Below are 22,700 nucleotides of genomic sequence, written 5' to 3'. Positions count from 1 at the left end.
GAATGGTGGGCGCTACTGGGATTGAACCAGTGACCCCTACCGTGTCAAGGTAGTGCTCTCCCGCTGAGCTAAGCGCCCGGGCCGAAGCCGGTGGCACCCTGTAGCGAAACCGCGGCCGCCCCGCAACCCTGGCGCCTCCCGGTTTCGCCGCCACATCCGCCTCATGCAGAACCCGCCCCAGGCCATCGCGCGCCTGCTCGACCGCGCCACCTATGAAGGCTACCGCCTGGGCTTCGAGGCGGCGCGCGAGGAGGCGGCGCGGCTCGCCGAACATGCGGGGCAGGCGGCGCTGGCGGCCCGGCTGCGTGCCATGGCGGCCCTGCCCGACCGGGACGCCGCGCAATGACCCGCGAAGGCCCGCGCGACTGCCCTCATTGCGAGGAGGTGACCATGGCCAACCGCCTGCCCGATGGGCGCGTGGTGTGCTCCTGCCCGGCCATGCGCGACCTGCCGGCCGGGCCGGTCAGGCCCGGCGCAGCGACGCCCCCAGCGCCCGCCAGGCGATGAGGCCGCACAGCCCACCGCCCGCCATCACCGCCGCCATGGGCAGCGCCGTGCCGTCATGCAGCAGCGCCAGCGCCAGCCCCGCCACGGCGCCCAGGGCGAACTGCAGCGTGCCGATCAAGGCGGAGGCCGTGCCCGCCATGTGCGGAAAGGGGGTGATGGCGATGATGCCGCCCAGCGGCAGCGCCAGCCCCATCAGGCAGAGATAGGCCAGCAGCGCCGCGTAGAGCGCCCAGAACCCGAGCCCCAGCGCCACCGACAGCGCCGCGGCCAGCCCCGCGCAGGACAGCCCCAGCAGCGCTAGCCCATAGACCCGCGCCCGGCCGAAGCGCTGCGCGAGCGGCCCGGCCAACTGCCCGCAGCCGATCACCCCCGCCGCCCCCGCGCCGAAGAGCCAGCCGAAATTCTCGGGCGCTACGCCGTGCAGCTCGATGAAGACGAAGGGCGAGCCCGCGATATAGGCGAACATCCCCGCGATGGCGCAGCCCGAGCCCAGGGCCGCCGCCATGAAGGGCGCGGTTGCCAGCAGCCCGCCGAAATCCCGCGCGATCTGGGGCGCGGAGACGCGGCGGCGGCGGTCGTGCGGCAATGTCTCGGGCAGGAAGCGCCAAGCGAGGAGCAATGCCGTCACCCCCACCAGGGCAAGGAAGCCGAAGATGGCCCGCCAGCCGAGCCAGGCCGCGATCCAGCCGCCCAGCAAAGGCGCCAGCATGGGCGCCACGCCCATGATAAGGAACAGCCGCGCCATCATCCGCACCGGGTCCATCCGGTCGGCCAGGTCGCGCACCACGGCGCGCGAGATCACCATGCCCGCGCAGCCGCCCAGCGCCTGCATCAGCCGGAAGGCGATCAGCCAGCCCATGCCCCAGGCCAGGGCACACAGCACCGAGGCCAGGACATACACCCCCAGCGCGGCGAAGAGCGGCCGTCGTCGCCCGTAGCGGTCCGCGAGCGGCCCGTGCAGCAGCTGCCCCGCCGCCATGCCCAGGAAGAAGACGGCGAGCGTGAGCTGTGCGCCCTCCATGCCCCCGCCCAGCTCGGCCGCGATGGCCGGCAGGGCGGGCAGGTACATGTCGATGGACAGCGGCGCGAAGGCCGCCAGCAGCGCCAGGATGGCGATGACGGCCCGGAGACGGATCACGCCGGCGGCGGCAGGAAGTCCACCTCGCATTCGGCCGAGATGCGGACCACCTGCTCGGGGTCCGTCAGGTTGTGGATGCGGCTGAACAGCTCATAGAGCTTGCGCGAGGGCGCCACCCAGAACAGCGCCCGCACCGGCGCGCTGGACTTGTTGAAGATGCCGTGCGGCAGACCCATGGGCAGGCGGATCAGGTCACCCGGGCCGCCATGCGCCACCTGGCCATCCAGCAGGAATTCGAAATTCCCCTCCAGGATGTGGATATACTCGTCCTGGGTGGTGTGGATGTGCGGCGGCACGAAGGTGCCGGGCGGGAAGAGCGTGTCGAAGGCGAAGCTGTTCGCCGAGAGCTGCCGGGGCTTGTAGGTCTGGCCGAGGATGTTCCAGACGACGCCCCCGATCCCTTCGCCGGCGGGCGTGATTCCTGCGGTTTCCTGCATGTGTTCCGGGCCTTCCTTGGTCTGTTCAGACATGGAGATATTGTTCGCGCAGTTCGGGCGCCGCGGCCAGTGCCGCGGAGGTGCCTTCCCACACGCTGCGCCCGCGCTCGATGATGACATGCCGGTCGGCCAGCTTCAGCACGGCCGAGAGGTTCTTATCAATCAGCAGGATGGACTGGCCCTCGGATTTGAGGCGCGCCAGCACGGCCCAGATCTCGGCGCGGATCAGGGGGGCCAGGCCCTCCGTGGCTTCGTCGAGAATGAGCAGTCGCGGATTGGTCATCAGCGCGCGGCCGATGGCCAACATCTGCTGCTCGCCGCCCGAGAGGTTGCGGCCGAGGTTGCGCCGCCGCTCGCGCAGGCGCGGGAAGAGGGCATAGGCGCCGTCCAGCGTCCAGCGGCCTGGGCGGGCGGTGGCGATGAGGTTCTCCTCTACCGTCAGCGTCGGAAACACCTGCCGCCCCTCCGGCACCAGCCCGAGGCCCAGCCGCGCGATGCGATGGGCGGCCAGGGGGGGCAGGGCCGTGCCGTCGAAGCTGATGGCGCCGCCCGTGATGCGCCCGCCCTGGCTGGGCAGCAGGCCCATGATGGCGCGGATGGTGGTGGTCTTGCCCATGCCGTTGCGGCCGAGCAGCGTCACCACCTCGCCCGCGCCCAGCTGGAAGGACACGTCGAACAGGGTCTGCGAGGCGCCATAGGCGGCGGCGAGCTTCTCCACGCGTAGCATCAGAGGGCCTCTTCCTCGCCCAGATAGGCGTCGCGCACCGCGGCATCGGCGCGGATTTGCGCAGGCGTGCCGGTGGCGATGACGCGCCCCTGGGCCAGCACCGAGATGCGGTCGGCCAGGGCGAAGACGGCCTGCATGTCGTGCTCCACCAGCAGCACGGCGTAGCGCGCGCGCAGGCCGGAGAGCAGGCGGATCAGGCGCTCGGCCTCCTCCGGCCCGGTGCCGGCCAGCGGTTCGTCCAGCAGCAGGGCGCGCGGCCGCATGGCGAGCGCGATGGCGATTTCGAGCTGCCGCCGCTCGCCATGGCTCAGCGCGGCGGCGGGTGTTCCGGCGCGGGCATCCAGCCCCACTTCGGCCAGGGCTTCCATGGCCTCGGCATTCAGGGCCGCCTCGCGCGACGCCGCGCGGAAGAAGCGGAAAGAGGAACCTTGGCGCGCCTGCACCGCCAGCGCCGCGTTCTCCAGCGCCGAGAAGGAGGGGATCACGCTCGTGATCTGGAAGCTGCGGGCCAGGCCGCGCCGCGCGCGCGCGGGCATGGAAAGGGACGTGATGTCCTCGCCCAGGAAGCGGATGCGGCCGGCGTCCGGCGCCAGCGTGCCGCTGATCTGATGGATCAGCGTGGTCTTGCCCGCGCCATTGGGGCCGATCAGCGCATGGATCTCGCCCTGGCGGACGTCGAGCGTCACGTCGTCCGTCACCAGCAGCCCGCCGAAGCTCTTTCGCAGGCTGTGCAGGGCAAGGAGCGTCTCAGCCACGGCGCAGCAGCCCCACGATGCCGCCGCGCAGGAAAAACACGCACAGGATCAGAAGCGGGCCGAAGACCAGGCGCCAATGCTCCATGGCGTGGGAGAGCCATTCCTCCACCAGCACGAAGGCGAGCGCGCCCACCAGCGCGCCATGCGGCCCGGCGAGCCCGCCCAGGATCACCATGAACAGCAGGTCGCCGCTGCGCTGCCAGGCGAGATAGGCGGGGGCGACGAATTCGGCGGAATTGGCCAGCAGCACGCCGGCCAGCCCGCCCATGGCGCCCGCGATCACATAGGCCAGCAGCCGGTAGGGGGTGGGGGAAAAGCCCAGCGCGCGGGCGCGCGTCTCGTTCTCGCGCGCCGCGCGCAGCACGCGGCCGAAGCGGCTCTCCAGCAGGACCTGCACCAGCGCCCAGCAGGCGACCAGCAGGCCGAGGCAGACGAAATGGAAGATCAGCCGGTTCTCCAGCCAGCGCGCGCCGAAGACCTCGGTGCGGCTGAACAGGGTATAGCCGTCATCCCCGCCATACACCGCCAGCGAGGAGGTGGTGAAGAAGGCCATCTGCCCGAAGGCCAGCGTGATCATGATGAAGTGCACGCCGGAGGTGCGGATGGCGATGGCGCCCGTCAGCAGGGCGAAGAGCGCGGCCGCCAGGATGCCCGCGGGAAAGACCATCCAGGCCTCGGTGATGCCGGCATGGTCCAGCACCACCACCGCATACGCGCCCATGCCCATCATGGCCGCGTGGCCCAGGCTGACCAGCCCGGCCCCGCCCACCAGCAGCATCAGCGAGACGGCGGCGAGCCCGAAGATCATGCCACGCGCCAGCAGCGTCAGGGAATGGCCCTGGCCCAACCCCAGGAAGGGCGCCGCCGCCAGCCCCGCGAAGACCAGCAGCGGCAGCCAGAGCCGCGGGTTGCTCATGCGCGGGCCGGGAACAGCCCGGCCGGGCGGAAGGCGAGGATGGCAGCCATCACGATGTAGACCAGCATGGAGGCCAGCGCGGCGCCGGTCTGCCGCGCGGAGGAGGCGTCCATGAACAGCCGCATCAGGTCCGGCATCAGCCCGCGCCCGATGGTCTCGACCAACCCCACCAGCAGCGCCGCCACGAAGGCGCCCCGCACCGAGCCGATGCCGCCGATGACGATGACCACGAAGGCGAGGATGAGCAAGTTGTCGCCCATCCCCGGCTCCACGGACAGGATGGGTGCGGCCATGACACCCGCGAAGCCCGCCAGCATCGCGCCGAAGCCGAAGACCAGCATGAACAGCCGCCGGATATCCACGCCCAGCGCCGTGACCATCGGGGCGTTGGTGGCGCCGGCCCGCACCAGCATGCCCGCCCGCGTCCGCTCCACCAGGAACCAGAGCAGAGCGGCGGTGGCGAGCCCCGCGGCCAGGATGGCGAGGCGATAGGTGGGGTAGAGCAGCCCGTCCATAAGCGGCACGCCGCCCGACAGAAGTTCGGGCACCGGCATCTGCATGGGGGCCGCGCCGAAGACCACCTTCACGCCCTCGTTCAGGAAGAGGATCACGCCGAAGGTGGCCAGCACTTGCGAGAGATGGTCGCGGTCATAGAGGTGGCGGAACACCAGGAATTCCAGCACCAGCCCGAAGACCAGCGCGGCCGGCAGCGCCAGCAGCAGCCCCAGCCAGAAGCTGCCCGTCAGCGCCGCGAGCGAGGCGCCGAGATAGGCGCCCACCATGTACTGCACGCCATGCGCGAGGTTGATGAAGTCCATCACCCCGAAGACGAGGGTGAGCCCGGCCGCCACGAGAAACAGCAGCACGCCGAACTGCAACCCGTTCAGCCCCTGCACCAGCAGCAGCGTCGTATTCAAGAAACCACCTTTCCCGACGCGCCGCACGGCGCGTCCCTCCACCCCCCGCAAACCTTCGCGGGCTGTGCCCGCGAAGGCAGGACCATCACGACAGGATAAAGCGCCAAACCGGGGCCCCCGCGAAATTGCGAAGCGATTTCGTGGGGATCAAATACGCGCCGGCATCCGGCACTGCGCCGCCCAGGGGTCCACATTGGCTTCGAGCACGCGGCGCACCGTCTGCGTCTGGAATTTCCCATCGGGCCGGCGCACCACCTGGCACAGCCAGAAATCCTGCACGGGATACTGGTTCGCGCCGAAGCGGAAGCCGCCGCGCACCGAGGTGAAGTCCGCCGCCGCGATGGCCGCGCGCAGGGCGTTCTTGTCGGTGAGGTTGCCGCCCACCTTCCGGACCGCGCTGTCCAGCAGCATGGCCGTGTCATAGCTCTGCGCCGCATAGGTGGCAGGGACGTAGTTGAAGGCGGCCTCGAAGTCCCGCACGAAGCGGGTGTTCTGGGCGTTGTCCATGTTGGGCGCCCAATTGGCGCCGCTGTAGAAGCCCAGCGCCGCCTCGCCCTGCGCGGGAAGGGTGGCTTCGTCCACGGTGAAGGTGGAGAGGAAGGGGATGTTGGCCAGCCCCGCCTGGCGGTACTGCCGCACCAGGTTCACCCCCAGCCCACCGGGCATGAAGGTGAAGATGGCATCCGGCCGCAGCGAGGCGATGCGCGCCAGTTCCGCCGAGAAATCGAGCTGCGTCAGCGGCACATAGACCTCGTCCAGCACCTCGCCCTGGAAGCGCGACTTGAAGCCCGCCATGGCGTCGCGCCCGGCCTGGTAGTTGGGCGTCATCAGGAACACGCGGCGATAGCCGAGGTCCTGCGCCGCCTGGCCCATCACGGAATGGACCTGGTCATTGTTGTAGCTGGTGTTGAAGAAGAAGGGGTTGCAGCCGCGCCCGGCGAAGGTGGAGGGGCCGGCATTGGACGAGATCAGGAAGGTCCCGCTCTCGGTCACCGGCCGCATGATGGCCTGGAGGATGTTCGAGAAGACGACGCCCACCACGAAATCCACCCGGTCGCGCTCCAGCGCGGCGCGGACCTTGGTGACGGCGACATCGGGGCGGAGTTCGTCGTCAATGACGATGGTCTCGACCGCGCGGCCGCCCAGCTGGTTGTTCAGGTGGCGCAGCCCCATGGTCCAGCCGTCGCGCAGCTGTGTGCCGAGCGCCGCCTGGGGGCCGGTCTGCACCGCGACAACACCCACCTTGATGGGGGCGGCCTGGGCATGCAGGGCGGGTGCAGCCAGCACGCCCGCGCCGGATGCCAGCAGCAGGCCGCGGCGGGTCGCGCCCGTCTTGTGGCCGGATTCCTGGAACGCCATCACCGCTCTCCCGTTTCGTGTCATCGAAGGTTGTTTTTCGCCTCAGGCCTCGGTTAGCCCGGCGCCCGCATGCCATGCAAGCCGGGCGGCGCGCTGGGTCAAGGGGTGGGCCGGGTCTTCCAGCGGGGCCAGCACGGTGAAGTGGTTCAGCCCGGGCAGGGCCTCGTGGCTGCCACCCCAGAGAGCGGCGAATTCGCGGGTCTGGCGCAGGAACTCGTCGCTTTCCGCTCCGCCCACCACGGCATGCAGCGGGCGGCCGGGTGAGGGCAAAAGGGCAGGGGAGAGGCCGCGCGCCGTCGCCTCGTCCAGCCCCAGCTTGTCGTTGATGGAGGTGCCGACCAGCGGCTCCAGCCAGAACAGGCCCGAGATGGGCAGGGCCGCCGCCACGACCTCCGACGGCAGCCGCGTCAGCAGCATGGCGGCGAGGTGCCCGCCCGCCGAATGCCCCATGGCCAATGCGGGCCGTCCCATCCGCGCGTGCAGCGCGCGCGCCGCCGCCTCGGCCTGCGCCACGATGCGCGCCAGCGGCACCTCCGGGCAGAGGTCATAGGAAGGGATCGCCACCGCCACCCCCTGCGCCAGCAGCCCCGCCGCCATATGGCTGACCGCCCGCCCGTCCAGCGCCTGCCAGTAGCCGCCGTGGAAGAACAGCGCGACGGGCGGCCGCGCCACACCCGGCGGCAGGAAGAGGTCCATGACCTCCCGCGCGCCTGGTCCATAGGCGAGCGTCTCGGGCGGGTGGGCCAGGCGGAAGGCCTCAGCGGCCTGGATCCAGCGCGCGATGATGGCCCCGCTCTCGGGCACGCGGGCGCGGTTGTTGTATTCGATTTCGAAACCCATGACGCGGATGATAGGGGCAGGCGCGAGGCAGAGGCAAAGAGGAGACCATGCGCATCTACCTGGCCGGGCCGGAGGTGTTCCTGCCGGAGGCACGGGCCATCGGCGCGGCGAAGAAGGCGCTTTGCGCGCGGCATGGATGGGAGGGCGTCTTTCCCATGGACCCGCCCGCTCTCTCCCCGTCGGGCGAGATGGACTGGCGGCGCATCCATGCCGCGAATGAATTGCTGCTGCGGGGCTGCGACGCGTTGGTGGCCAATCTCACCCCCTTCCGCGGCGTCGGCGCCGATCCGGGCACGGTGTTCGAACTGGGCTTCCTGCGCGCCCTGGGCCGGCCCGTGCACGGCTACACCCATGACCCGCGCCCGCACCGTGCGCGCGTGGCCGGGGCCCGGCCGGCGCGGGGCGGTTGGGAGGACGCGCAGGGAATGCGCGTGGAGGACCACGGCCTGTCGGAGAATTTGATGCTGGAGGGCGCCATCCGCGCCGCCGGCGGCGTGATGCTGCGGGCCGAGGCCGCGCTGGACTGGCGTGACCTCTCGCTGTTCGAACGCTGCCTGGAGGCGATCCGCGACGCCTGAGGTTCAGGCCCAGCGCGGCTTGCGCTTCTCCCGGAAGGCGGCCAGCCCCTCGCGCCCCTCCTCCGAGGCGCGCTGCGTCCAGCTTTCATAGGCCAGCTGGTCCATGGTCCGCGCGTCCAGCAGCCAGCCATTGGCGCCCAGCATGCTGCGCTTGGTCATGGCGATGGCGGTGGGCGAGGAGAGCAGCATGGCGGAGATGATCTCCTCCAGCCGCGCCTCGATGGCGTCTGGGGCATGCACCTCATGCACCAGGCCGATCCGCATGGCCTCCTCCGGCCCGAAGCGCTCGCCCGTGATGGCGTAGCGGCGGGTGTGGCGCACGCCCATGGCATGGACCATGTGGGTGGAGATGGGGGTGGGCGCCACGCCTACACGCACCTCGCTGATGCCGAAGCTGGCTTCCGTGGTGGCCAGGGCCACGTCCACGCAGCAGGCGATGCCGGTGCCGCCGCCGAAGCAGGCGCCATGGATCACGGCGAAGGTGGGCTTCGGGAATTCATTCAGCACCTGCATGGCGCGGGTGGTGAGCATGGAGGCGGCGTGGGCGGCCTCGGGGGTGGCGCCCGCGGCCTCGGTCAGCCAGTTGATGTCGGCACCCGCCTGGAAATGCCGCCCGGCGCCACGGATGACCAGGCCCCGCACCGAGGCGTCATGTGCCATGGCCTCCATGCCGGAGATCAGCGCCTCCAGCATCTCGCCATTATAGGCGTTGTTCAGCTTGGGGCGGTTCAGGGTGGCGGTGACGATGCCGCGGGCGTCGCGTTGCGTCAGCAGGACGGGTTCGGTGCTCATGCGGCGAAGCTTCCGCCCGCGCACGTCCCCCGGCAAGGGGGCGCTTGGAGATGGGCGCCCGGGGCCTTAGCCTGCCCTGAAGCGGAGGGTTTCCCCATGACGGTCCAGGGCATCAGCACAAGGTCGGAGACGCCGGACGAGGCGCGGCGGCTGGCCATGCTTCACGCGGTGGAACGCAAGCTGCTCTGGCTCTCGGCCTGGATGATCCATCACGCCAACCATATCCGGCCCAACCGGGATGGGCTGAAGGTGGGCGGACACCAGGCCTCCTGCGCCTCGGCCGTGTCCATCCTGACCGCGCTTTACTTCGACATCCTGAAGCCCGCCGACCGCGTGGCGGTGAAGCCGCATGCCGGCCCGGTCTTCCACGCCATGAACCTGCTGCTGGGGCGGCAGAGCGCCGAGAAGCTGGCCACGCTCCGGCAATTCGGCGGCATCCAGCCCTATCCCTCGCGCATGAAGGATGGGGGCGAGGTGGATTTCTCCACCGGCAGTGTGGGGCTGGGCGTGGCGCTGACCAGCTTCGGCAGCCTCGTGCAGGACTATGTGCGGCTGAAGAAGCTGGTGCCCGAGGGCCTGCCCGCCGGCCGCCACGTCGCCATCGTGGGCGATGCGGAGCTGGACGAGGGCAATATCTATGAGGCCCTGCTGGAGGGCTGGAAGCACGACATCCGCAATGTCTGGTGGGTGGTGGACTACAACCGCCAGAGCCTGGACAGCGTGGTGCAGGACCGCCTCTTTGGCCGCATCGAGGGGCTGTTCCGCGACATGGGCTGGAACGTGGTCACGCTCAAATACGGGCGGCGCCTCTCGGCCGCCTTCGCGCGCCCGGGCGGCGAGGCGCTGCGCCATTGGATTGATGACTGCCCCAACAGCCTCTACGCCGCGCTGACCTTCCAGGGCGGGGCCGCCTGGCGCGCGGCGCTGATGGCGGAGCTGGGGCGCGAGGAGGGGGTGCGGGCCATCATCGACCCCCTCTCGGACGATGAGTTGGCGGCGCTCATGACCAACCTGGGCGGCCATGACATCGAGACGCTGATGGAGGCCTTCCGCGAGGCCGACGCGCTGGGCGACCAGCCCACCTGCTTCATCGCCTACACCATCAAGGGCATGGGCCTCCCCTTCGCCGGGCACAAGGACAATCATGCCGGGCTCATGACCAAGGAGCAGATGGAGGGGTTCCGGGCCGAGATGGGCATCCGCCCCGGCCATGAATGGGATGAGTTCGAGGGGCTGGAATTTTCCTCGGCCGAGATGCGGGCCTTCGTGGACAGCATCCCCTTCGCCCGGAAGCTGACGCCGGAGGGCCGGCGCCTGTCCTCCCCCACCATCCATGTGCCGGCCCGGCTGCCGGTGCCGCGTGTGCCGGCGGGGCGCAAGCTCTCCACCCAGGCGGCCTTCGGCGAGATCCTGGCCGGCATCGGGCGCGGGGAGGGGGAGTTCAAGGAACTGGCCTCCCGCATCGTCACCACCAGCCCGGATGTGACGGTCAGCACCAATCTCGGCCCCTGGGTGAACCGGCGCGGCATCTTCGACCGGCACCTGAAGAACGACGTGTTCCGCGATGCGAAGCTCGCTTCGGCACAGCGCTGGGGCATGTCGCCCGAGGGGCAGCATGTGGAACTCGGCATCGCCGAACAGAATCTCTTTCTCGTCCTGGCCGCGCTGGGGCTGGCCGATCGGCTCTATGGCGCGCGGCTGCTGCCCATCGGGACCGTCTACGACCCCTTCGTGAATCGCGGCCTCGATGCGCTGATCTATGGCTGTTACATGGATGCGCGCTTCCTGCTGGTGAGCACGCCCTCCGGCCTGACCCTGGCGCCCGAGGGCGGCCAGCACCAGAGCGTGAACACCCCCCTGATCGGCATGGCGCAGGACCGGCTGGCAGCCTATGAGCCCGCCTTCGCCGATGAGCTCGCCATCCTGATGCGCCACGCCTTCGCGCATATGCAGGCGGAGAACGGCTCCAGCGTCTGGCTGCGCCTGTCCACGCGGGGGCTGGAGCAGCCGGAGCGGACGCTGGACCCCGCGGCGGTCATCGCCGGCGGCTACTGGGTGACGCCGCCCGCGGAGGGCGCGCGCATCGCCATCGCCTATCAGGGGCCGCTGGCGCCCGAGGCCATGGCCGCCTTCGCCACCCTGCGCGAGGAAGAGCCCGGCGCCGGGCTTCTGGCCGTGACCAGCCCCGACCGGCTGCACCAGGGCTGGATCGAGGCGCGCAAGCGCGCGCGGCAGGGGCCTGGGGGCGCGCCTTCGCATATCGAGACGCTGCTGGCGCCGCTGGCGCGGGATGCCGGCATTGTCACTCTGCTGGACGGGCACCCCGCCGCGCTGGACTGGATGGGCGCGGTGCGCGGGCAGCGGGTGGCGGCCCTCGGCGTGGACCGCTTCGGACAGGCGGGGGACATTCCGGCGCTCTATGCCGAATATGGGCTGGACGAGGCGGCGATCCTGGATGCCTGCGCGGAGGTGCTGGTCGGTCAGTAGGGGATCAGGGCCGCGTCCTTGCGCTGGTAGAGCGGGTGCTTCGGGCTGCCATCGGCATTCCGCCCGAAGCACATCAACCGCACCCCCGCCCCCGCCAGCATCGCGGCCAGCGCCGGCCCCCGGCCTGCCAGCGCCTTGGGCGGCTGCCCCCAGGCCGCCACCACCAGCGGCGCCCCCCGGCTGAGGCGCAGGATGGTGGCGTCGTTCTCTGGCCCCACCGGGTCTTCGACTTCCAGCAGTCGCAGCTTGTCCGTGGCGCGATAGGCGAAGGCATTCAGCATGATGAGGCCGGACAGCCCCCAGAGGTGCCGCGCCCGCCACATGACGCCCGCCACCGTCGGGTCATCGGCCGTCTCATCGGCCACCGAGGGGTTCATCCCGATGACCACGCCAGGCCCCGGGCTGCCCAAGGGCGCGCCGTCCCAGCGCCGCTCCAGCCACCATCGCCAGCGCCGGCAGGGGGAGAATTCGGCCGCCGAGACCACATCCGCCGCCAGCCTGCGGCGCACCTTTCCGCCCGGGTCGTGCAAATCCATCCCCCCAGTATTGGCGGGATGCGGCCTTTCGGCTACACGCGCCCCTTCCTACCGGCAGCGCGGGTCCGCGGGCGTGGTGGAATTGGCAGACACGCTGGATTTAGGTTCCAGTGGCGCAAGCCGTGGGGGTTCAAGTCCCTCCGCCCGCACCACTGAGCCACCGGCAATCACTGGAACGGATTGCGCTGATGCAGGTGACCGAGGTCGCGAACGAGGGGCTCAAGCGGGCCTATACCGTGGTGGTGCCCGCCGCCGCCATCGCCGCGGAGAAGGACAAGCGCCTCGCGGAACTGGCCAAGGACATGAAGATTCCCGGGTTCCGCCCGGGCAAGGTTCCGCAGAAGATCGTCCAGGCCCGCTATGGCCAGGCCGTGATGGGCGAGGTGCTGGAAGCCTCGGTCCAGGACGCCACGGGCAAGGTGGTGGAGGAGCGCGGCCTGCGCCCCGCCGTCCAGCCCAAGATCGAGCTGGTGAAGTTCGATGACGGCGCGGACCTGGAATTCCGCCTCGATGTCGAGGTGATGCCCGAAATCCCCATGCCGGACTTCGCCTCCATCACCCTCACCCGCCTCAAGGCCGAGGTGGGCGAGGAGCAGATCGCGAAGACGCTGGAGACCATCCAGTCCCGCAACGCGACGCTGGAGGACGCCGAGCCCCGCGCGGCCGCCAAGGGCGACGTGCTGGTCTGCGACTTCGTGGGCCGCATGGACGGCACCGAGTTCGAGGGCGGCGCCGCCCAGGACATGCCGATCGAGGTGGCCGGCCAGGGCTTCATCCCCGGCTTCACCGAGCAGCTGGAAGGCATGGCCCCCGGCGAGGAGCGCGTCATCAAGGTGAGCTTCCCCGCCACCTATGGCGCGGCCAACCTGGCCGGCAAGGATGCCGAGTTCACCATCACGGCCAAGGCGCTCAAGACCAGCGTGAAGCCTGCCCTGGACGATGAGTTCGCGAAGAAGCTCGGCCTCGAGGACCTGGCCAAGCTGCGCGAGGCCATCACCGAGAGCCTGCAGCGCGAATATGACGGGCTGAGCCGCCTGGCCATCAAGCGCCGCCTGCTGGATGCGCTCGCCGAGCGCGCCAGCTTCACCGTGCCGGAAGCCATGGTGGAGGGCGAGTTCGCCGAAATCTGGCAGCGCGTGGAGGCCGACATGAAGGCCGGGCGCCTGGACGGCGAGGATGCCGGCAAGGACGAGGACACGCTGAAGGCCGAGTACCGCACCATCGCCGAGCGCCGCATCCGCCTGGGCCTGCTGCTGTCCGAGATCGGCCGCACCAACAACATCCAGGTGGGCCGCGAGGATCTGTCCAAGGCGATGATGGCCGAGGTGCAGCGCTACCCCGGCCAGGAAAAGCAGGTCATCGAGTATTTCCAGAAGAATCCCCAGGCGATGGAGCAGCTTCGCAGCCCGCTCTTCGAGGAGAAGGTGGTGGACTTCATGCTGGAGCTCGCCCAGGTGACAGAAGAGACGGTGACGCCCGAGGCCCTGGCCGAGGCGTCGCAGAAGGCCTGACCCGCAGGCGCGGGCGTGGCGGGGGCTTCCCCCGCCGGGCAGGATGCCCACATGCTGTCACGAACTTGGGGTGAGGGGCGGATTCGCCCCCGCCCCGGACCCCTGCGCCCATTCCGGGGCGGGGCGTCATGATGGGAAGCCGAGCCATGGACCGCGATCCGGTCGAGATCTACAACAATTCCCTCGTGCCCATGGTGGTGGAGCAGTCCTCCCGGGGCGAGCGGGCCTATGACATCTATTCGCGCCTGTTGAAGGAGCGGATCATCTTCCTGACCGGCGCCGTCTACGATCAGGTGTCCAGCCTGATCTGCGCCCAGCTGCTGTTCCTGGAGAGCGAGAACCCCAACAAGGACATCTCGTTCTACATCAACAGCCCCGGCGGCGTGGTGAGCGCCGGCCTCGCGATCTATGACACCATGCAGTACATCCGCAGCCCGGTCAGCACCGTGTGCATCGGCATGGCGGCCTCCATGGGCTCGCTGCTGCTGACGGCCGGCGCCAAGGGCAAGCGCTTCGCGCTGCCGAATGCGCGCGTGATGGTGCACCAGCCCTCGGGCGGCGCGCAGGGCCAGGCGACGGACATTGAAATTCAGGCGCGCGAGATCCTGGAACTCCGCAAGCGCCTGAACCAAATCTATGTCCGCCACACCGGCCAGCCGGTCGAGGCCATCGAGGCCAAGCTCGAGCGCGACAGCTACATGTCGGCCGAGGAAGCGATGAACTGGGGCCTGATCGACCAAGTGGTGACCGAGCGTCCCACCCCGGCCGAGGCCCCGAAGACCTGACGCCCTGCCGCAGCCGTAACAAATCGGCTGCATTGACCGGGCATTAGGTGTTTATGTGGTGCCCTGGCGGCAGCGCCAGGGCAGCGCTTCCCCCGGGAGGACCGGGGGTCTATTCTTTGCCGACGCGCCATCCAGCCCGCCGGGGCTGGACAGGGAGCGAGGAGTGGGCATGAGCAAATCGGGCGACAGCAAGAACACCCTTTACTGCTCCTTCTGCGGGAAGTCGCAGCATGAGGTCCGCAAGCTGATTGCGGGACCGACGGTGTTCATCTGCGATGAATGCGTCGAACTCTGCATGGACATCATCCGTGAGGAGCACAAGACGCATCTCGTCAAGACGCGGGATGGGGTGCCCACGCCGAAGGAAATCTGCAAGGTCCTCGATGACTACGTCATCGGGCAGGATCATGCGAAGAAGGTCCTCTCGGTCGCGGTGCACAATCATTACAAGCGGCTGGCGGCGGGCGCCAAGAACAACGACGTCGAGATCGCCAAAAGCAACATCATGCTGCTGGGCCCGACGGGCTCGGGCAAGACGCTGCTGGCGCAGACGCTCGCGCGCATCCTCGACGTGCCCTTCACCATGGCCGATGCCACCACGCTGACCGAGGCGGGCTATGTGGGCGAGGATGTGGAGAACATCATCCTCAAGCTGCTCCAGGCCGCCGACTACAATGTGGAACGCGCCCAGCGGGGCATCGTCTACATTGACGAGGTGGACAAGATCAGCCGCAAGTCGGACAACCCCTCCATCACCCGCGACGTGAGCGGGGAGGGCGTCCAGCAGGCGCTGCTCAAGATCATGGAGGGCACCGTCGCCTCCGTGCCGCCTCAAGGCGGCCGGAAGCATCCCCAGCAGGAGTTCCTGCAGGTGGACACGACGAACATCCTCTTTATCTGCGGCGGCGCCTTCGCCGGCATCGAGCGCATCATCGGCGCCCGCGGCAAGGGTTCGGGCATCGGCTTCGGCGCGGAAGTCCGCTCGCCCGAGGATCGCCGCACCGGCGCCGTCCTGCGCGAGGTGGAGCCCGAGGATCTGCTGAAGTTCGGCCTGATCCCGGAATTCATCGGCCGCCTGCCGGTGGTCGCGACCCTGGAGGACCTGGATGAGCGCGCGCTCATCGAAATCCTGACGCGGCCAAAGAACGCCCTGCTGAAGCAGTATCAGCGCCTGTTCGAGATGGAGGGCGCCAAGCTCACCTTCACCGAGGACGCGCTGAAGTCGGTGGCGCAGCGGGCGATCCAGCGCAAGACGGGCGCGCGGGGCCTGCGTTCGATCATGGAGAGCATCCTGCTCTCGACCATGTTCGAGCTGCCGGGCCTGACCGATGTCGAGGAGGTGGTGGTGAACCGGGAGGTGGCCGAAAGCCGCGCCCAGCCCCTCTTCATCTACGGCGAGAAGGCCGCGGAACAGAGTTCCGCCTGATGGCTGCGCGGCGGCCCCCCTGCCCCCCGGGCGGGGCCGCCTGTCATCCCGGCGTCTTGTCTGCCGTGGATCCCGACCCACATGCATTGTTTTCCCGTGGTGCCGGCGGGCGTGCCTGTCCAGGGCGCCTGACCCACCGACTGTCCCCCGTGAGGTCCAAATGACGGAAGTTCCCCCAGGCGAGCTGCACCCTGTCCTGCCGCTGCGCGACATCGTCGTCTTCCCCCACATGATCGTGCCCCTCTTCGTGGGCCGTGAGAAATCCGTCCGCGCGCTCGAAGCCGTGATGCGCGAGGACAAGCAGATCCTCCTCGTCGCGCAGAAGAACGCGCAGCAGGATGACCCTGGCGCGGAAGACCTGTTCCAGCTCGGCACCGTCTCCACGGTGCTGCAGCTGCTGAAGCTGCCCGACGGCACGGTGAAGGTGCTGGTGGAGGGGCTGAAGCGCGCCCGCATCCAGGGCTTCAAGGACAACGAGAGCCACTTCGAGGCCTATGTCCAGCCCGTGGAGGAGCCCGCTTCGGAGAAGCGCGAGGTGGAGGCGCTGATGCGCTCCGTCATCTCGCAGTTCGAGAGCTACATCAAGCTCAACAAGAAGATCGCGCCCGAGGTGCTGGTTTCGGTCAACCAGATCGACGACCCGGGCAAGCTCGCCGACACGGTGGCCAGCCACCTCTCCATCAAGATCGCCGAGAAGCAGGAGCTGCTGGAGATCGCCTCCGTGGCCCAGCGGCTGGAACGCGTCTTCGCCCACATGGAGGGCGAGATGAGCGTGCTGCAGGTGGAAAAGCGCATCCGCAACCGCGTGAAGCGGCAGATGGAGAAGACGCAGCGCGAGTACTACCTGAACGAGCAGCTCAAGGCGATCCAGAAGGAGCTGGGCGAGGGCGAGGAGGGCCGCGACGAGCTCGCGGAGCTGGAGGCCAAGATCAAGGCCACCAAGCTCAGCAAGGAAGCCTCGGACAAGGCGATGGCGGAGCTGAAGAAGCTGCGTTCCATGTCGCCCATGTCGGCCGAGGCGACGGTGGTGCGGAACTACCTCGACTGGATTCTCTCCATCCCCTGGAAGAAGCGCAGCCGCGTCCGCAACGACATCACCGCGGCCGAGAAGGTGCTCGACGCCGACCATTACGGCCTGGAGAAGGTGAAGGAGCGGATCATCGAGTATCTCGCGGTCCAGTCGCGCTCGAAGAAGATCCGCGGGCCCATCCTCTGCCTGGTGGGGCCGCCCGGCGTGGGCAAGACCTCGCTCGGCAAGTCCATCGCCAAGGCGACGGGGCGTGCCTTCGTGCGCATGTCGCTGGGCGGCGTGCGCGACGAGGCGGAGGTGCGTGGCCACCGGCGCACCTATATCGGCTCCATGCCCGGGAAGGTGATCCAGGGCATGAAGAAGGCCAAGACCTCCAACCCGCTCTTCCTGCTGGACGAGATCGACAAGCTCGGCGCCGATTGGCGCGGCGACCCGTCGAGCGCGCTGCTGGAGGTGCTGGACCCCGAGCAGAACTCGACCTTCGCGGACCACTACCTGGAGGTGGATTATGACCTCTCGGATGTGATGTTCGTGACCACCGCGAACTCGCTCCGCATGCCCCAGCCTTTGCTGGACCGCATGGAGATCATCCGCATCCCCGGCTACACCGAGGATGAGAAGCTCGAGATCTGCAAGCGGCACCTGATCAAGAAGGTCACCGAGGCCAACGGGCTGAAGCCGGGCGAATGGTCCGTGACCGACGACGCCCTGCGCGACCTGGTGCGCTACTACACGCGCGAGGCGGGCGTCCGCAGCCTGGAGCGCGAGGTGGGCGGCCTCGCCCGCAAGGCCGTGAAGGAGATCGTGGGCGGCAAGGCCAAGAAGGTCGCCATCACCCGCAAGAACCTCGAGAAATATGCCGGCGTGAAGAAGTTCCGCTATGGCGAGACCGAGAGCGAGGACATGGTGGGCGTGGTGACGGGCCTCGCCTGGACCGAGGTGGGCGGCGACATCCTCTCCATCGAGAGCGTGGTCGTGCCGGGCAAGGGCAACATCAAGCCCACCGGGCAGCTGGGCGACGTGATGAAGGAAAGCGTGAGTGCGGCGCTGTCCTATGTCCGCTCCCGCTCGGCGCAGTTCGGCCTCAAGCCCACGCTGTTCGAGAAGCGCGACATCCACGTCCACGTCCCGGAGGGTGCCACGCCCAAGGACGGCCCGAGTGCGGGCGTGGCCATGGCCACGTCCATCATCTCGGTGCTTACGGGCATTCCCGTGCGGCGCGATGTCGCCATGACCGGCGAAATCACGCTGCGCGGCCGGGTGCTGCCCATCGGCGGCCTGAAGGAGAAGCTGCTGGCAGCCCTGCGTTCGGGCATCACCACCGTGTTCATCCCGAAGGACAATGAGAAGGACCTGGTGGATATCCCGGAATCCGTCCGGAAGGCGCTGACCATCATCCCGGTCAGCCATGCCGACCAGGTCATCGGCAAGGCGCTCGTCCGCCCGCCGGAGGCGATCACCTGGGTGGAGCCGGAGGAGGCGCCGGTGGCGCCGCCGGCGGCCGAAAGTGGCGTACGTCCACATTAACGCCAGGACAGGGAGGGGGCTTTCCCCCTCCCGATCCGCGTCAGGACCGGCCGCGATGCCGCGGCGCAGCGGGGTTTCCCCCAGAAAACCGCGGCAATCCGCCAGGAATCCGGTGACGCCGTGATTGACGCGGCGGAAAACCGCCCCCTACTGTCCGTTTCGGTTCGCGGGCGGGGAATCGGTCCCGACGCCGACAGTTTCACGGAAAGGGGATCATCCCATGAACAAGCAGGACCTGGTGGCCGTTGTCGCGGACTCGGGTGAACTCTCCAAGGCCAAGGCTGGCGATGTGCTGGACGCGGTGTTCGAGGCCATCACGAAGGCGCTGAAGAAGAAGCAGGAAGTCCGCCTGGTGGGCTTCGGCACCTTCAGCACCAGCAAGCGCAAGGCGGGCAAGGGCCGTAACCCGCGCACGGGCGAGGAGATCAAGATTCCCGCCTCCACCACCGTGCGCTTCAAGGCCGGCAAGGGCCTCAAGGACGCGGTGAACTGATTGACGCGCCCCGGGCTTGCCCGGGGCGCCACCTCCCGGGCGGGCGCTTAGCTCAGAGGTAGAGCGCCTGCTTTACACGCAGGATGTCGGCGGTTCGACCCCGTCAGCGCCCACCACGAAACATCTGAAAATGCCGGCCCCTTGGTTGACAGGTGCCGGCTCGGGGCCTAAACGCCCCAGCACTGCGCGGGTGTAGCTCAGTCGGTTAGAGCGCCGGCCTGTCACGCCGGAGGTCGCGGGTTCGAGCCCCGTCACTCGCGCCAGTATGCCGCACAGCGGCCAGCCTGTTAGGGCTTCCTTTCCTTTCGCAGCTCGATCCTTCCAGCGGCTGGGGCACGTCCAGGCGCCTCCGTGAACTGGTCCTTGCATCCCGGTCATCCGCATGCGGGCCTATGGCGGAAATGGGCGCGCCTCTGTATGGTGCGCCGCGTCACGCCCCCGGGAACGGGGGTGGGACCAAGCGCGGCTCACGCGTCTCTTGAGGCAAAGTTTACAAAGGCAAGGCCGGACAATGACCCAGCCCCTGCTCGCGCAGTATTTCCCGATCCTGGTCTTCCTGGGAATCGCGGGCGGCATCGCGCTCGCCATGGTGGGCGGCAGCATCCTGCTGGCCCGGCAGAAGCCCGACGCCGAGAAGCTGTCGGCCTATGAGTGCGGCTTCGCCCCCTTCGACGACACGCGCCGGCGCTTCGACGTGCGATTCTACCTGGTCGCCATCCTCTTCATCATCTTCGACCTGGAGGTGGCCTTCCTCTTCCCCTGGGCGGTGACGCTGGGCGACATCGGCTGGCTGGGCTTCTTCTCCATGATGGGCTTCCTCTTCGTGCTGACGGTCGGCTTCATCTATGAATGGCGCAAGGGCGCGCTGGACTGGGAGTGAGCGCCATGAACGAGATCAGCTGGAACAAGGGCGCGACACCCCCTGGGGCCGAGCAGGACGCCGTGATCCGCGCCGTCACCGGCGAGATCGAGGAGAAGGGCTTCGTCGTCGCCAACCTCGACAAGGTGGTGAACTGGGCCCGCACGGGCAGCCTCTGGCCGATGACCTTCGGCCTCGCCTGCTGCGCCGTGCCGATGATCCACGCCTACATGGCGCGCTACGACCTCGACCGCTTCGGCATCATCCCCCGCGGGTCGCCCCGGCAGTCGGATGTGATGATCGTGGCCGGCACGCTGACCAACAAGATGGCCCCCGCGCTGCGCAAGGTCTACGACCAGATGAGCGAGCCGCGCTGGGTCATCTCCATGGGCAGCTGCGCCAATGGCGGCGGCTATTACCATTATTCCTACAGCGTGGTGCGCGGCTGCGACCGCATCGTGCCGGTGGACATCTACGTGCCTGGCTGCCCGCCGACCTCGGAGGCGCTAGTCTACGGCATCCTCCAGCTCCAGAAGAAGATCCGCAGGACGGGGACCATCCTCCGTGGTTGACGCGCTCGAAGAGGCCATCCGCGCCGCCCTGGCCGACCGGGTGCCCGTCACCTATGGCCGCGCCCGCTTCGGGCATGAGCTGGTGCTGCATGTGCACCGCGAGGCGCTGCTGCCGCTGCTGGTGGTGCTGCGCGACACGCCCGAGCTCGACTTCGCGCAGTGCATGGACATCTGCGGCGTGGACTGGCCGGAGCGGCCCGAGCGCTTCGACGTGGTCTACAACTTGCTGAGCCTGACGCGGAATGCGCGCGTCACCGTCATCACCACGACGGATGAGACGCTGCCCGTGCCCAGCGTGTCGCTGCTCTGGCCGAGCGCCACCTGGTTCGAGCGCGAGTGCTGGGACATGTATGGCGTCGTCTTCGCGGGCCTCGACGATCTGCGGCGCCTGCTGACCGACTACGGCTTCGAGGGCCACCCGCTGCGCAAGGACTTCCCGCTGACCGGCCATGTCGAGGTCCGCTACGACGCCGAGGCCGGGCGCGTGGTGCAGGAACCCGTGAAGCTGACCCAGGATTTCCGCAGCTTTGACTTCCTCAGCCCCTGGGAGGCGATGACCACCCTTCCGGGCGACGAGAAGGTGCATCTGAACCGCGTCCCCGGCCTGGCCGTGGACGGGACGAAGGGCGACCAGAAGTGAGCGTCACCACGAACAACGCGGCGACCACCACCGTCGAGGTGGACAGCCACACCATCAATTTCGGCCCCCAGCACCCGGCCGCCCATGGCGTGCTGCGCCTCATCCTCGAGATGAAGGGCGAGGTGGTGGAGCGCGCCGACCCGCATATCGGCCTGCTGCACCGCGGCACCGAGAAGCTGATCGAGCACAAGACCTACCTCCAGGCGCTGCCCTATTTCGACCGGCTGGACTACGTCAGTCCGATGGCGATGGAGCACGGCTTCGCGCTGGCCACCGAGCGCCTGCTGGGCATTGACGCGGACGTGCCGGAGCGCGCGCGCTATATCCGCGTGCTGTTCAGCGAGATCACGCGCATCCTGAACCATCTGCTGAACGTGACCACCTATGCGCTGGATTGCGGCGCCATCACGCCCTCCCTCTGGGGCTTCGAGCAGCGCGAGCACTTGCTCGAGATGTACGAGATGACCTCAGGCAGCCATTACCACGCCAACTACTTCCGGCCCGGCGGCGTGGCGAAGGATATCCCCGCGCAGCTGCCGGAGAAGATCCACAACTGGGCACGTGCCTTCCCCGCCTTCCTGGACGACCTCGAAGGCCTGCTGACCGAGAACCGCATCTTCAAGCAGCGCACCGTGGACATCGGCGTGATGTCGGCCGAGGACGCCATGGCCTGGGGCTTCTCCGGCCCCTGCCTGCGCGCCAGCGGCGTGGCCTGGGACCTCCGCAAGTCGCAGCCCTATGAGGTCTATGACCGCATGGAGTTCGACGTGCCCGTCGGCCGTCATGGCGATTGCTATGACCGCTACCTCGTGCGGATGCAGGAGATGCGGCAGTCGCTGCGGATCATTGACCAGTGCCTGGCGCAGATGAAGCCCGGCCCCATCAAGATCGCCGACAACAAGATCGTGCCGCCCACGCGCGGCGAGATGAAGCGCTCGATGGAGGCGCTCATCCATCACTTCAAGCTCTACACCGAAGGCTATCACGTGCCGCAGGGTTCGACCTATTCCGTGATCGAGGCGCCGAAGGGCGAATTCGGCGTCTATCTCGTGGCGGACGGCACCAACCGCCCCTACCGCTGCAAGATCCGTGCGCCCGGCTATGCCCACCTCCAGGCGATCGAGGCGCTGAGCAAGGGCCACATGCTGGCCGATGCGGTGGCCATCATCGGCAGTCTCGACATCGTCTTCGGGGAGATCGACCGATGAGCGCCCAGGGTCCCGGCGGCGGCTTCCACGCCACCCATGCGGTGGGCAAGGCCGAGGCGGCGCAGCCCACGGAATTCGCCTTCGACGCGGCCAGCGAGGCCGAGATCGAGAAGATCATCGCGCGCTACCCGGCCGGCAAGCAGGCCAGCGCTGTGATCCCGCTGCTCTACATCGTGCAGCGGCAGATGGGGCGCGTGACGGGCAGCGCCTGGGTGCCGCGGGTCGCGATGGACGTGATCGCCCAGCGCCTCTCCATGCCGCCGATGCGCGTCTATGAGGTCGCGACCTTCTACCTGATGTTCAACACCAAGCCGATCGGCCGCTATCACCTGCAGGTCTGCGGCACCACGCCCTGCATGCTGCGCGGCAGCGACGACGTGCTGGCCGCCTGCAAGAGCGCGGGCGGCCTCAAGGGCTATGGCGACACCAGCGCGGACGGGCTCTTCACGCTCACCGAGGTCGAGTGCCTCGGCGCCTGCGTGAACGCGCCCATCCTGCAGGTGGATGACGACTACTACGAGGACCTGGACTACGACAGCACGGTGCGGCTGATCGAGGCGCTGAAGCGCGGCGAACGCCCGCCGCATGGCAGCGCCATCGGCCGGCAGACGAGCGCGCCCGAAGGCGGCCCCATGGTTCTCACCGGTTCGGAGGATTGAG

At 68.7% G+C, this 22,700-nt stretch carries 23 protein-coding genes and 4 tRNA genes; 16 read left to right on the top strand and 11 right to left on the bottom strand.

Going from position 1 to position 22,700, the window contains the following annotated elements; genetic code table 11:
- Positions 1 to 3 precede the first annotated feature (3 nt).
- Positions 4 to 78 (bottom strand) — tRNA-Val (locus JTN19_RS00320).
- Between the two features lie 85 nt (positions 79 to 163).
- On the opposite strand from JTN19_RS00320, the gene JTN19_RS00315 reads away from it, so the two are divergent.
- A complete protein-coding gene (locus tag JTN19_RS00315; protein ID WP_206928786.1) occupies positions 164 to 346 on the top strand; it encodes a hypothetical protein in 183 nt (60 codons plus the stop codon).
- 117 nt (positions 347 to 463) lie between these two features.
- Here the strand turns inward: JTN19_RS00315 and JTN19_RS00310 are convergent, their stop codons facing one another.
- The 8 genes from JTN19_RS00310 to JTN19_RS00275 all read right to left on the bottom strand — a co-directional run bounded on the left by JTN19_RS00310 (position 464) and on the right by JTN19_RS00275 (position 7,596).
- Complete coding sequence (locus JTN19_RS00310; protein ID WP_206928784.1) at positions 464 to 1,645, bottom strand: Bcr/CflA family efflux MFS transporter; 1,182 nt, start codon at positions 1,643 to 1,645, stop codon at positions 464 to 466.
- Positions 1,642 to 2,115: a cupin domain-containing protein gene (locus tag JTN19_RS00305; protein WP_242530728.1), complete on the bottom strand. Its 474-nt coding sequence runs from the start codon at positions 2,113 to 2,115 to the stop codon at positions 1,642 to 1,644. Before JTN19_RS00305 ends, JTN19_RS00310 begins: the two co-directional genes overlap by 4 nt.
- Positions 2,108 to 2,809, bottom strand: coding sequence for an ABC transporter ATP-binding protein (locus JTN19_RS00300; RefSeq protein WP_206928782.1), 702 nt, complete (start codon positions 2,807 to 2,809; stop codon positions 2,108 to 2,110). The genes JTN19_RS00305 and JTN19_RS00300 overlap by 8 nt, the downstream gene beginning before the upstream one ends.
- The gene (locus JTN19_RS00295) at positions 2,809 to 3,564 is read right to left on the bottom strand and encodes an ATP-binding cassette domain-containing protein (RefSeq protein WP_206928779.1); all 756 of its coding nucleotides are present in this window, start codon (positions 3,562 to 3,564) and stop codon (positions 2,809 to 2,811) included. The genes JTN19_RS00300 and JTN19_RS00295 overlap by 1 nt, the downstream gene beginning before the upstream one ends.
- A complete protein-coding gene (locus tag JTN19_RS00290) occupies positions 3,557 to 4,480 on the bottom strand; it encodes a branched-chain amino acid ABC transporter permease (protein WP_206928776.1) in 924 nt (307 codons plus the stop codon). The genes JTN19_RS00295 and JTN19_RS00290 overlap by 8 nt, the downstream gene beginning before the upstream one ends.
- Positions 4,477 to 5,397 (bottom strand): branched-chain amino acid ABC transporter permease, encoded by a 921-nt coding sequence (locus JTN19_RS00285; RefSeq protein ID WP_206928774.1) that lies wholly within the window; start codon positions 5,395 to 5,397, stop codon positions 4,477 to 4,479. Before JTN19_RS00285 ends, JTN19_RS00290 begins: the two co-directional genes overlap by 4 nt.
- Before the next feature lie 147 nt (positions 5,398 to 5,544).
- Complete coding sequence (locus JTN19_RS00280; RefSeq protein WP_206928772.1) at positions 5,545 to 6,756, bottom strand: ABC transporter substrate-binding protein; 1,212 nt, start codon at positions 6,754 to 6,756, stop codon at positions 5,545 to 5,547.
- A 42-nt stretch (positions 6,757 to 6,798) separates the two neighbouring features.
- A complete protein-coding gene (locus JTN19_RS00275) occupies positions 6,799 to 7,596 on the bottom strand; it encodes an alpha/beta hydrolase (RefSeq protein ID WP_206928770.1) in 798 nt (265 codons plus the stop codon).
- A gap of 47 nt (positions 7,597 to 7,643) precedes the next feature.
- On the opposite strand from JTN19_RS00275, the gene JTN19_RS00270 reads away from it, so the two are divergent.
- Positions 7,644 to 8,174, top strand: a complete 531-nt coding sequence (locus tag JTN19_RS00270) for a nucleoside 2-deoxyribosyltransferase (RefSeq protein WP_206928760.1) — start codon at positions 7,644 to 7,646, stop codon at positions 8,172 to 8,174.
- 3 nt (positions 8,175 to 8,177) lie between these two features.
- Here the strand turns inward: JTN19_RS00270 and JTN19_RS00265 are convergent, their stop codons facing one another.
- On the bottom strand, positions 8,178 to 8,966 hold the full coding sequence (locus tag JTN19_RS00265; protein ID WP_206928758.1) for an enoyl-CoA hydratase-related protein: 789 nt from the start codon (positions 8,964 to 8,966) through the stop codon (positions 8,178 to 8,180).
- 96 nt (positions 8,967 to 9,062) lie between these two features.
- On the opposite strand from JTN19_RS00265, the gene JTN19_RS00260 reads away from it, so the two are divergent.
- Positions 9,063 to 11,453, top strand: coding sequence for a 1-deoxy-D-xylulose-5-phosphate synthase N-terminal domain-containing protein (locus JTN19_RS00260; RefSeq protein WP_408901838.1), 2,391 nt, complete (start codon positions 9,063 to 9,065; stop codon positions 11,451 to 11,453).
- Here the strand turns inward: JTN19_RS00260 and JTN19_RS00255 are convergent.
- Positions 11,447 to 11,989 carry a DUF1643 domain-containing protein gene (locus JTN19_RS00255; protein WP_206928749.1) on the bottom strand — a complete coding sequence of 181 codons (543 nt, stop codon included), beginning with the start codon at positions 11,987 to 11,989 and terminating at the stop codon, positions 11,447 to 11,449. The two genes, JTN19_RS00260 and JTN19_RS00255, sit on opposite strands and share 7 nt — an antisense overlap.
- Before the next feature lie 67 nt (positions 11,990 to 12,056).
- Here JTN19_RS00255 and JTN19_RS00250 point away from each other — a divergent pair.
- The 13 genes from JTN19_RS00250 to JTN19_RS00190 all read left to right on the top strand — a co-directional run bounded on the left by JTN19_RS00250 (position 12,057) and on the right by JTN19_RS00190 (position 22,699).
- Positions 12,057 to 12,141, top strand: a tRNA-Leu gene (locus JTN19_RS00250).
- A gap of 36 nt (positions 12,142 to 12,177) precedes the next feature.
- The gene (gene tig, locus JTN19_RS00245; protein ID WP_206928747.1) at positions 12,178 to 13,500 is read left to right on the top strand and encodes a trigger factor; all 1,323 of its coding nucleotides are present in this window, start codon (positions 12,178 to 12,180) and stop codon (positions 13,498 to 13,500) included.
- 146 nt (positions 13,501 to 13,646) lie between these two features.
- A complete protein-coding gene (gene clpP, locus JTN19_RS00240; protein ID WP_206928745.1) occupies positions 13,647 to 14,285 on the top strand; it encodes an ATP-dependent Clp endopeptidase proteolytic subunit ClpP in 639 nt (212 codons plus the stop codon).
- 169 nt (positions 14,286 to 14,454) lie between these two features.
- Entirely contained in the window at positions 14,455 to 15,711 is a 1,257-nt protein-coding gene (gene clpX, locus JTN19_RS00235; protein WP_206928743.1) for an ATP-dependent Clp protease ATP-binding subunit ClpX, read from the top strand.
- A 160-nt stretch (positions 15,712 to 15,871) separates the two neighbouring features.
- Positions 15,872 to 18,268 (top strand): endopeptidase La, encoded by a 2,397-nt coding sequence (gene lon, locus JTN19_RS00230; protein WP_206928741.1) that lies wholly within the window; start codon positions 15,872 to 15,874, stop codon positions 18,266 to 18,268.
- 220 nt (positions 18,269 to 18,488) lie between these two features.
- Positions 18,489 to 18,761: an HU family DNA-binding protein gene (locus tag JTN19_RS00225; protein ID WP_184385946.1), complete on the top strand. Its 273-nt coding sequence runs from the start codon at positions 18,489 to 18,491 to the stop codon at positions 18,759 to 18,761.
- A gap of 41 nt (positions 18,762 to 18,802) precedes the next feature.
- Positions 18,803 to 18,877: transfer RNA gene (locus JTN19_RS00220), tRNA-Val, on the top strand.
- Between the two features lie 70 nt (positions 18,878 to 18,947).
- Positions 18,948 to 19,024 (top strand) — tRNA-Asp (locus JTN19_RS00215).
- A gap of 248 nt (positions 19,025 to 19,272) precedes the next feature.
- A complete protein-coding gene (locus tag JTN19_RS00210; RefSeq protein ID WP_206928732.1) occupies positions 19,273 to 19,641 on the top strand; it encodes an NADH-quinone oxidoreductase subunit A in 369 nt (122 codons plus the stop codon).
- A gap of 5 nt (positions 19,642 to 19,646) precedes the next feature.
- The gene (locus tag JTN19_RS00205) at positions 19,647 to 20,192 is read left to right on the top strand and encodes a NuoB/complex I 20 kDa subunit family protein (RefSeq protein WP_191085493.1); all 546 of its coding nucleotides are present in this window, start codon (positions 19,647 to 19,649) and stop codon (positions 20,190 to 20,192) included.
- A complete protein-coding gene (locus tag JTN19_RS00200) occupies positions 20,185 to 20,832 on the top strand; it encodes an NADH-quinone oxidoreductase subunit C (protein ID WP_206928730.1) in 648 nt (215 codons plus the stop codon). Before JTN19_RS00205 ends, JTN19_RS00200 begins: the two co-directional genes overlap by 8 nt.
- Positions 20,829 to 22,040: an NADH-quinone oxidoreductase subunit D gene (locus JTN19_RS00195; protein WP_206928728.1), complete on the top strand. Its 1,212-nt coding sequence runs from the start codon at positions 20,829 to 20,831 to the stop codon at positions 22,038 to 22,040. Before JTN19_RS00200 ends, JTN19_RS00195 begins: the two co-directional genes overlap by 4 nt.
- The gene (locus JTN19_RS00190; RefSeq protein WP_191085490.1) at positions 22,037 to 22,699 is read left to right on the top strand and encodes a complex I 24 kDa subunit family protein; all 663 of its coding nucleotides are present in this window, start codon (positions 22,037 to 22,039) and stop codon (positions 22,697 to 22,699) included. The genes JTN19_RS00195 and JTN19_RS00190 overlap by 4 nt, the downstream gene beginning before the upstream one ends.
- The last annotated feature ends 1 nt before the right edge of the window (position 22,700 follow it).

This window comes from Roseococcus thiosulfatophilus, from assembly GCF_017311575.1.
GTDB classification, from domain to species: Bacteria; Pseudomonadota; Alphaproteobacteria; order Acetobacterales; family Acetobacteraceae; genus Roseococcus; species Roseococcus thiosulfatophilus.
The sequence above is the reverse complement of the archived record's forward strand: the minus strand, read 5'-3'. Positions and strand labels throughout refer to the sequence as shown.

What these genes read in the sequence shown, in the direction of transcription:
- JTN19_RS00255 (WP_206928749.1), bottom strand. Translation starts at nt 11,989, where the DNA reads ATGGATTTGCACGACCCGGGCGGAAAGGTGCGCCGCAGGCTGGCGGCG.
- JTN19_RS00290 (WP_206928776.1), bottom strand. Translation starts at nt 4,480, where the DNA reads ATGAGCAACCCGCGGCTCTGGCTGCCGCTGCTGGTCTTCGCGGGGCTG.
- JTN19_RS00275 (WP_206928770.1), bottom strand. Translation starts at nt 7,596, where the DNA reads ATGGGTTTCGAAATCGAATACAACAACCGCGCCCGCGTGCCCGAGAGC.
- clpP (WP_206928745.1), top strand. Translation starts at nt 13,647, where the DNA reads ATGGACCGCGATCCGGTCGAGATCTACAACAATTCCCTCGTGCCCATG.
- JTN19_RS00225 (WP_184385946.1), top strand. Translation starts at nt 18,489, where the DNA reads ATGAACAAGCAGGACCTGGTGGCCGTTGTCGCGGACTCGGGTGAACTC.
- JTN19_RS00190 (WP_191085490.1), top strand. Translation starts at nt 22,037, where the DNA reads ATGAGCGCCCAGGGTCCCGGCGGCGGCTTCCACGCCACCCATGCGGTG.
- JTN19_RS00315 (WP_206928786.1), top strand. Translation starts at nt 164, where the DNA reads ATGCAGAACCCGCCCCAGGCCATCGCGCGCCTGCTCGACCGCGCCACC.
- tig (WP_206928747.1), top strand. Translation starts at nt 12,178, where the DNA reads ATGCAGGTGACCGAGGTCGCGAACGAGGGGCTCAAGCGGGCCTATACC.
- JTN19_RS00280 (WP_206928772.1), bottom strand. Translation starts at nt 6,756, where the DNA reads ATGGCGTTCCAGGAATCCGGCCACAAGACGGGCGCGACCCGCCGCGGC.
- JTN19_RS00270 (WP_206928760.1), top strand. Translation starts at nt 7,644, where the DNA reads ATGCGCATCTACCTGGCCGGGCCGGAGGTGTTCCTGCCGGAGGCACGG.
- clpX (WP_206928743.1), top strand. Translation starts at nt 14,455, where the DNA reads ATGAGCAAATCGGGCGACAGCAAGAACACCCTTTACTGCTCCTTCTGC.
- lon (WP_206928741.1), top strand. Translation starts at nt 15,872, where the DNA reads ATGACGGAAGTTCCCCCAGGCGAGCTGCACCCTGTCCTGCCGCTGCGC.
- JTN19_RS00210 (WP_206928732.1), top strand. Translation starts at nt 19,273, where the DNA reads ATGACCCAGCCCCTGCTCGCGCAGTATTTCCCGATCCTGGTCTTCCTG.
- JTN19_RS00300 (WP_206928782.1), bottom strand. Translation starts at nt 2,809, where the DNA reads ATGCTACGCGTGGAGAAGCTCGCCGCCGCCTATGGCGCCTCGCAGACC.
- JTN19_RS00305 (WP_242530728.1), bottom strand. Translation starts at nt 2,115, where the DNA reads ATGTCTGAACAGACCAAGGAAGGCCCGGAACACATGCAGGAAACCGCA.
- JTN19_RS00265 (WP_206928758.1), bottom strand. Translation starts at nt 8,966, where the DNA reads ATGAGCACCGAACCCGTCCTGCTGACGCAACGCGACGCCCGCGGCATC.
- JTN19_RS00205 (WP_191085493.1), top strand. Translation starts at nt 19,647, where the DNA reads ATGAACGAGATCAGCTGGAACAAGGGCGCGACACCCCCTGGGGCCGAG.
- JTN19_RS00260 (WP_408901838.1), top strand. Translation starts at nt 9,063, where the DNA reads ATGACGGTCCAGGGCATCAGCACAAGGTCGGAGACGCCGGACGAGGCG.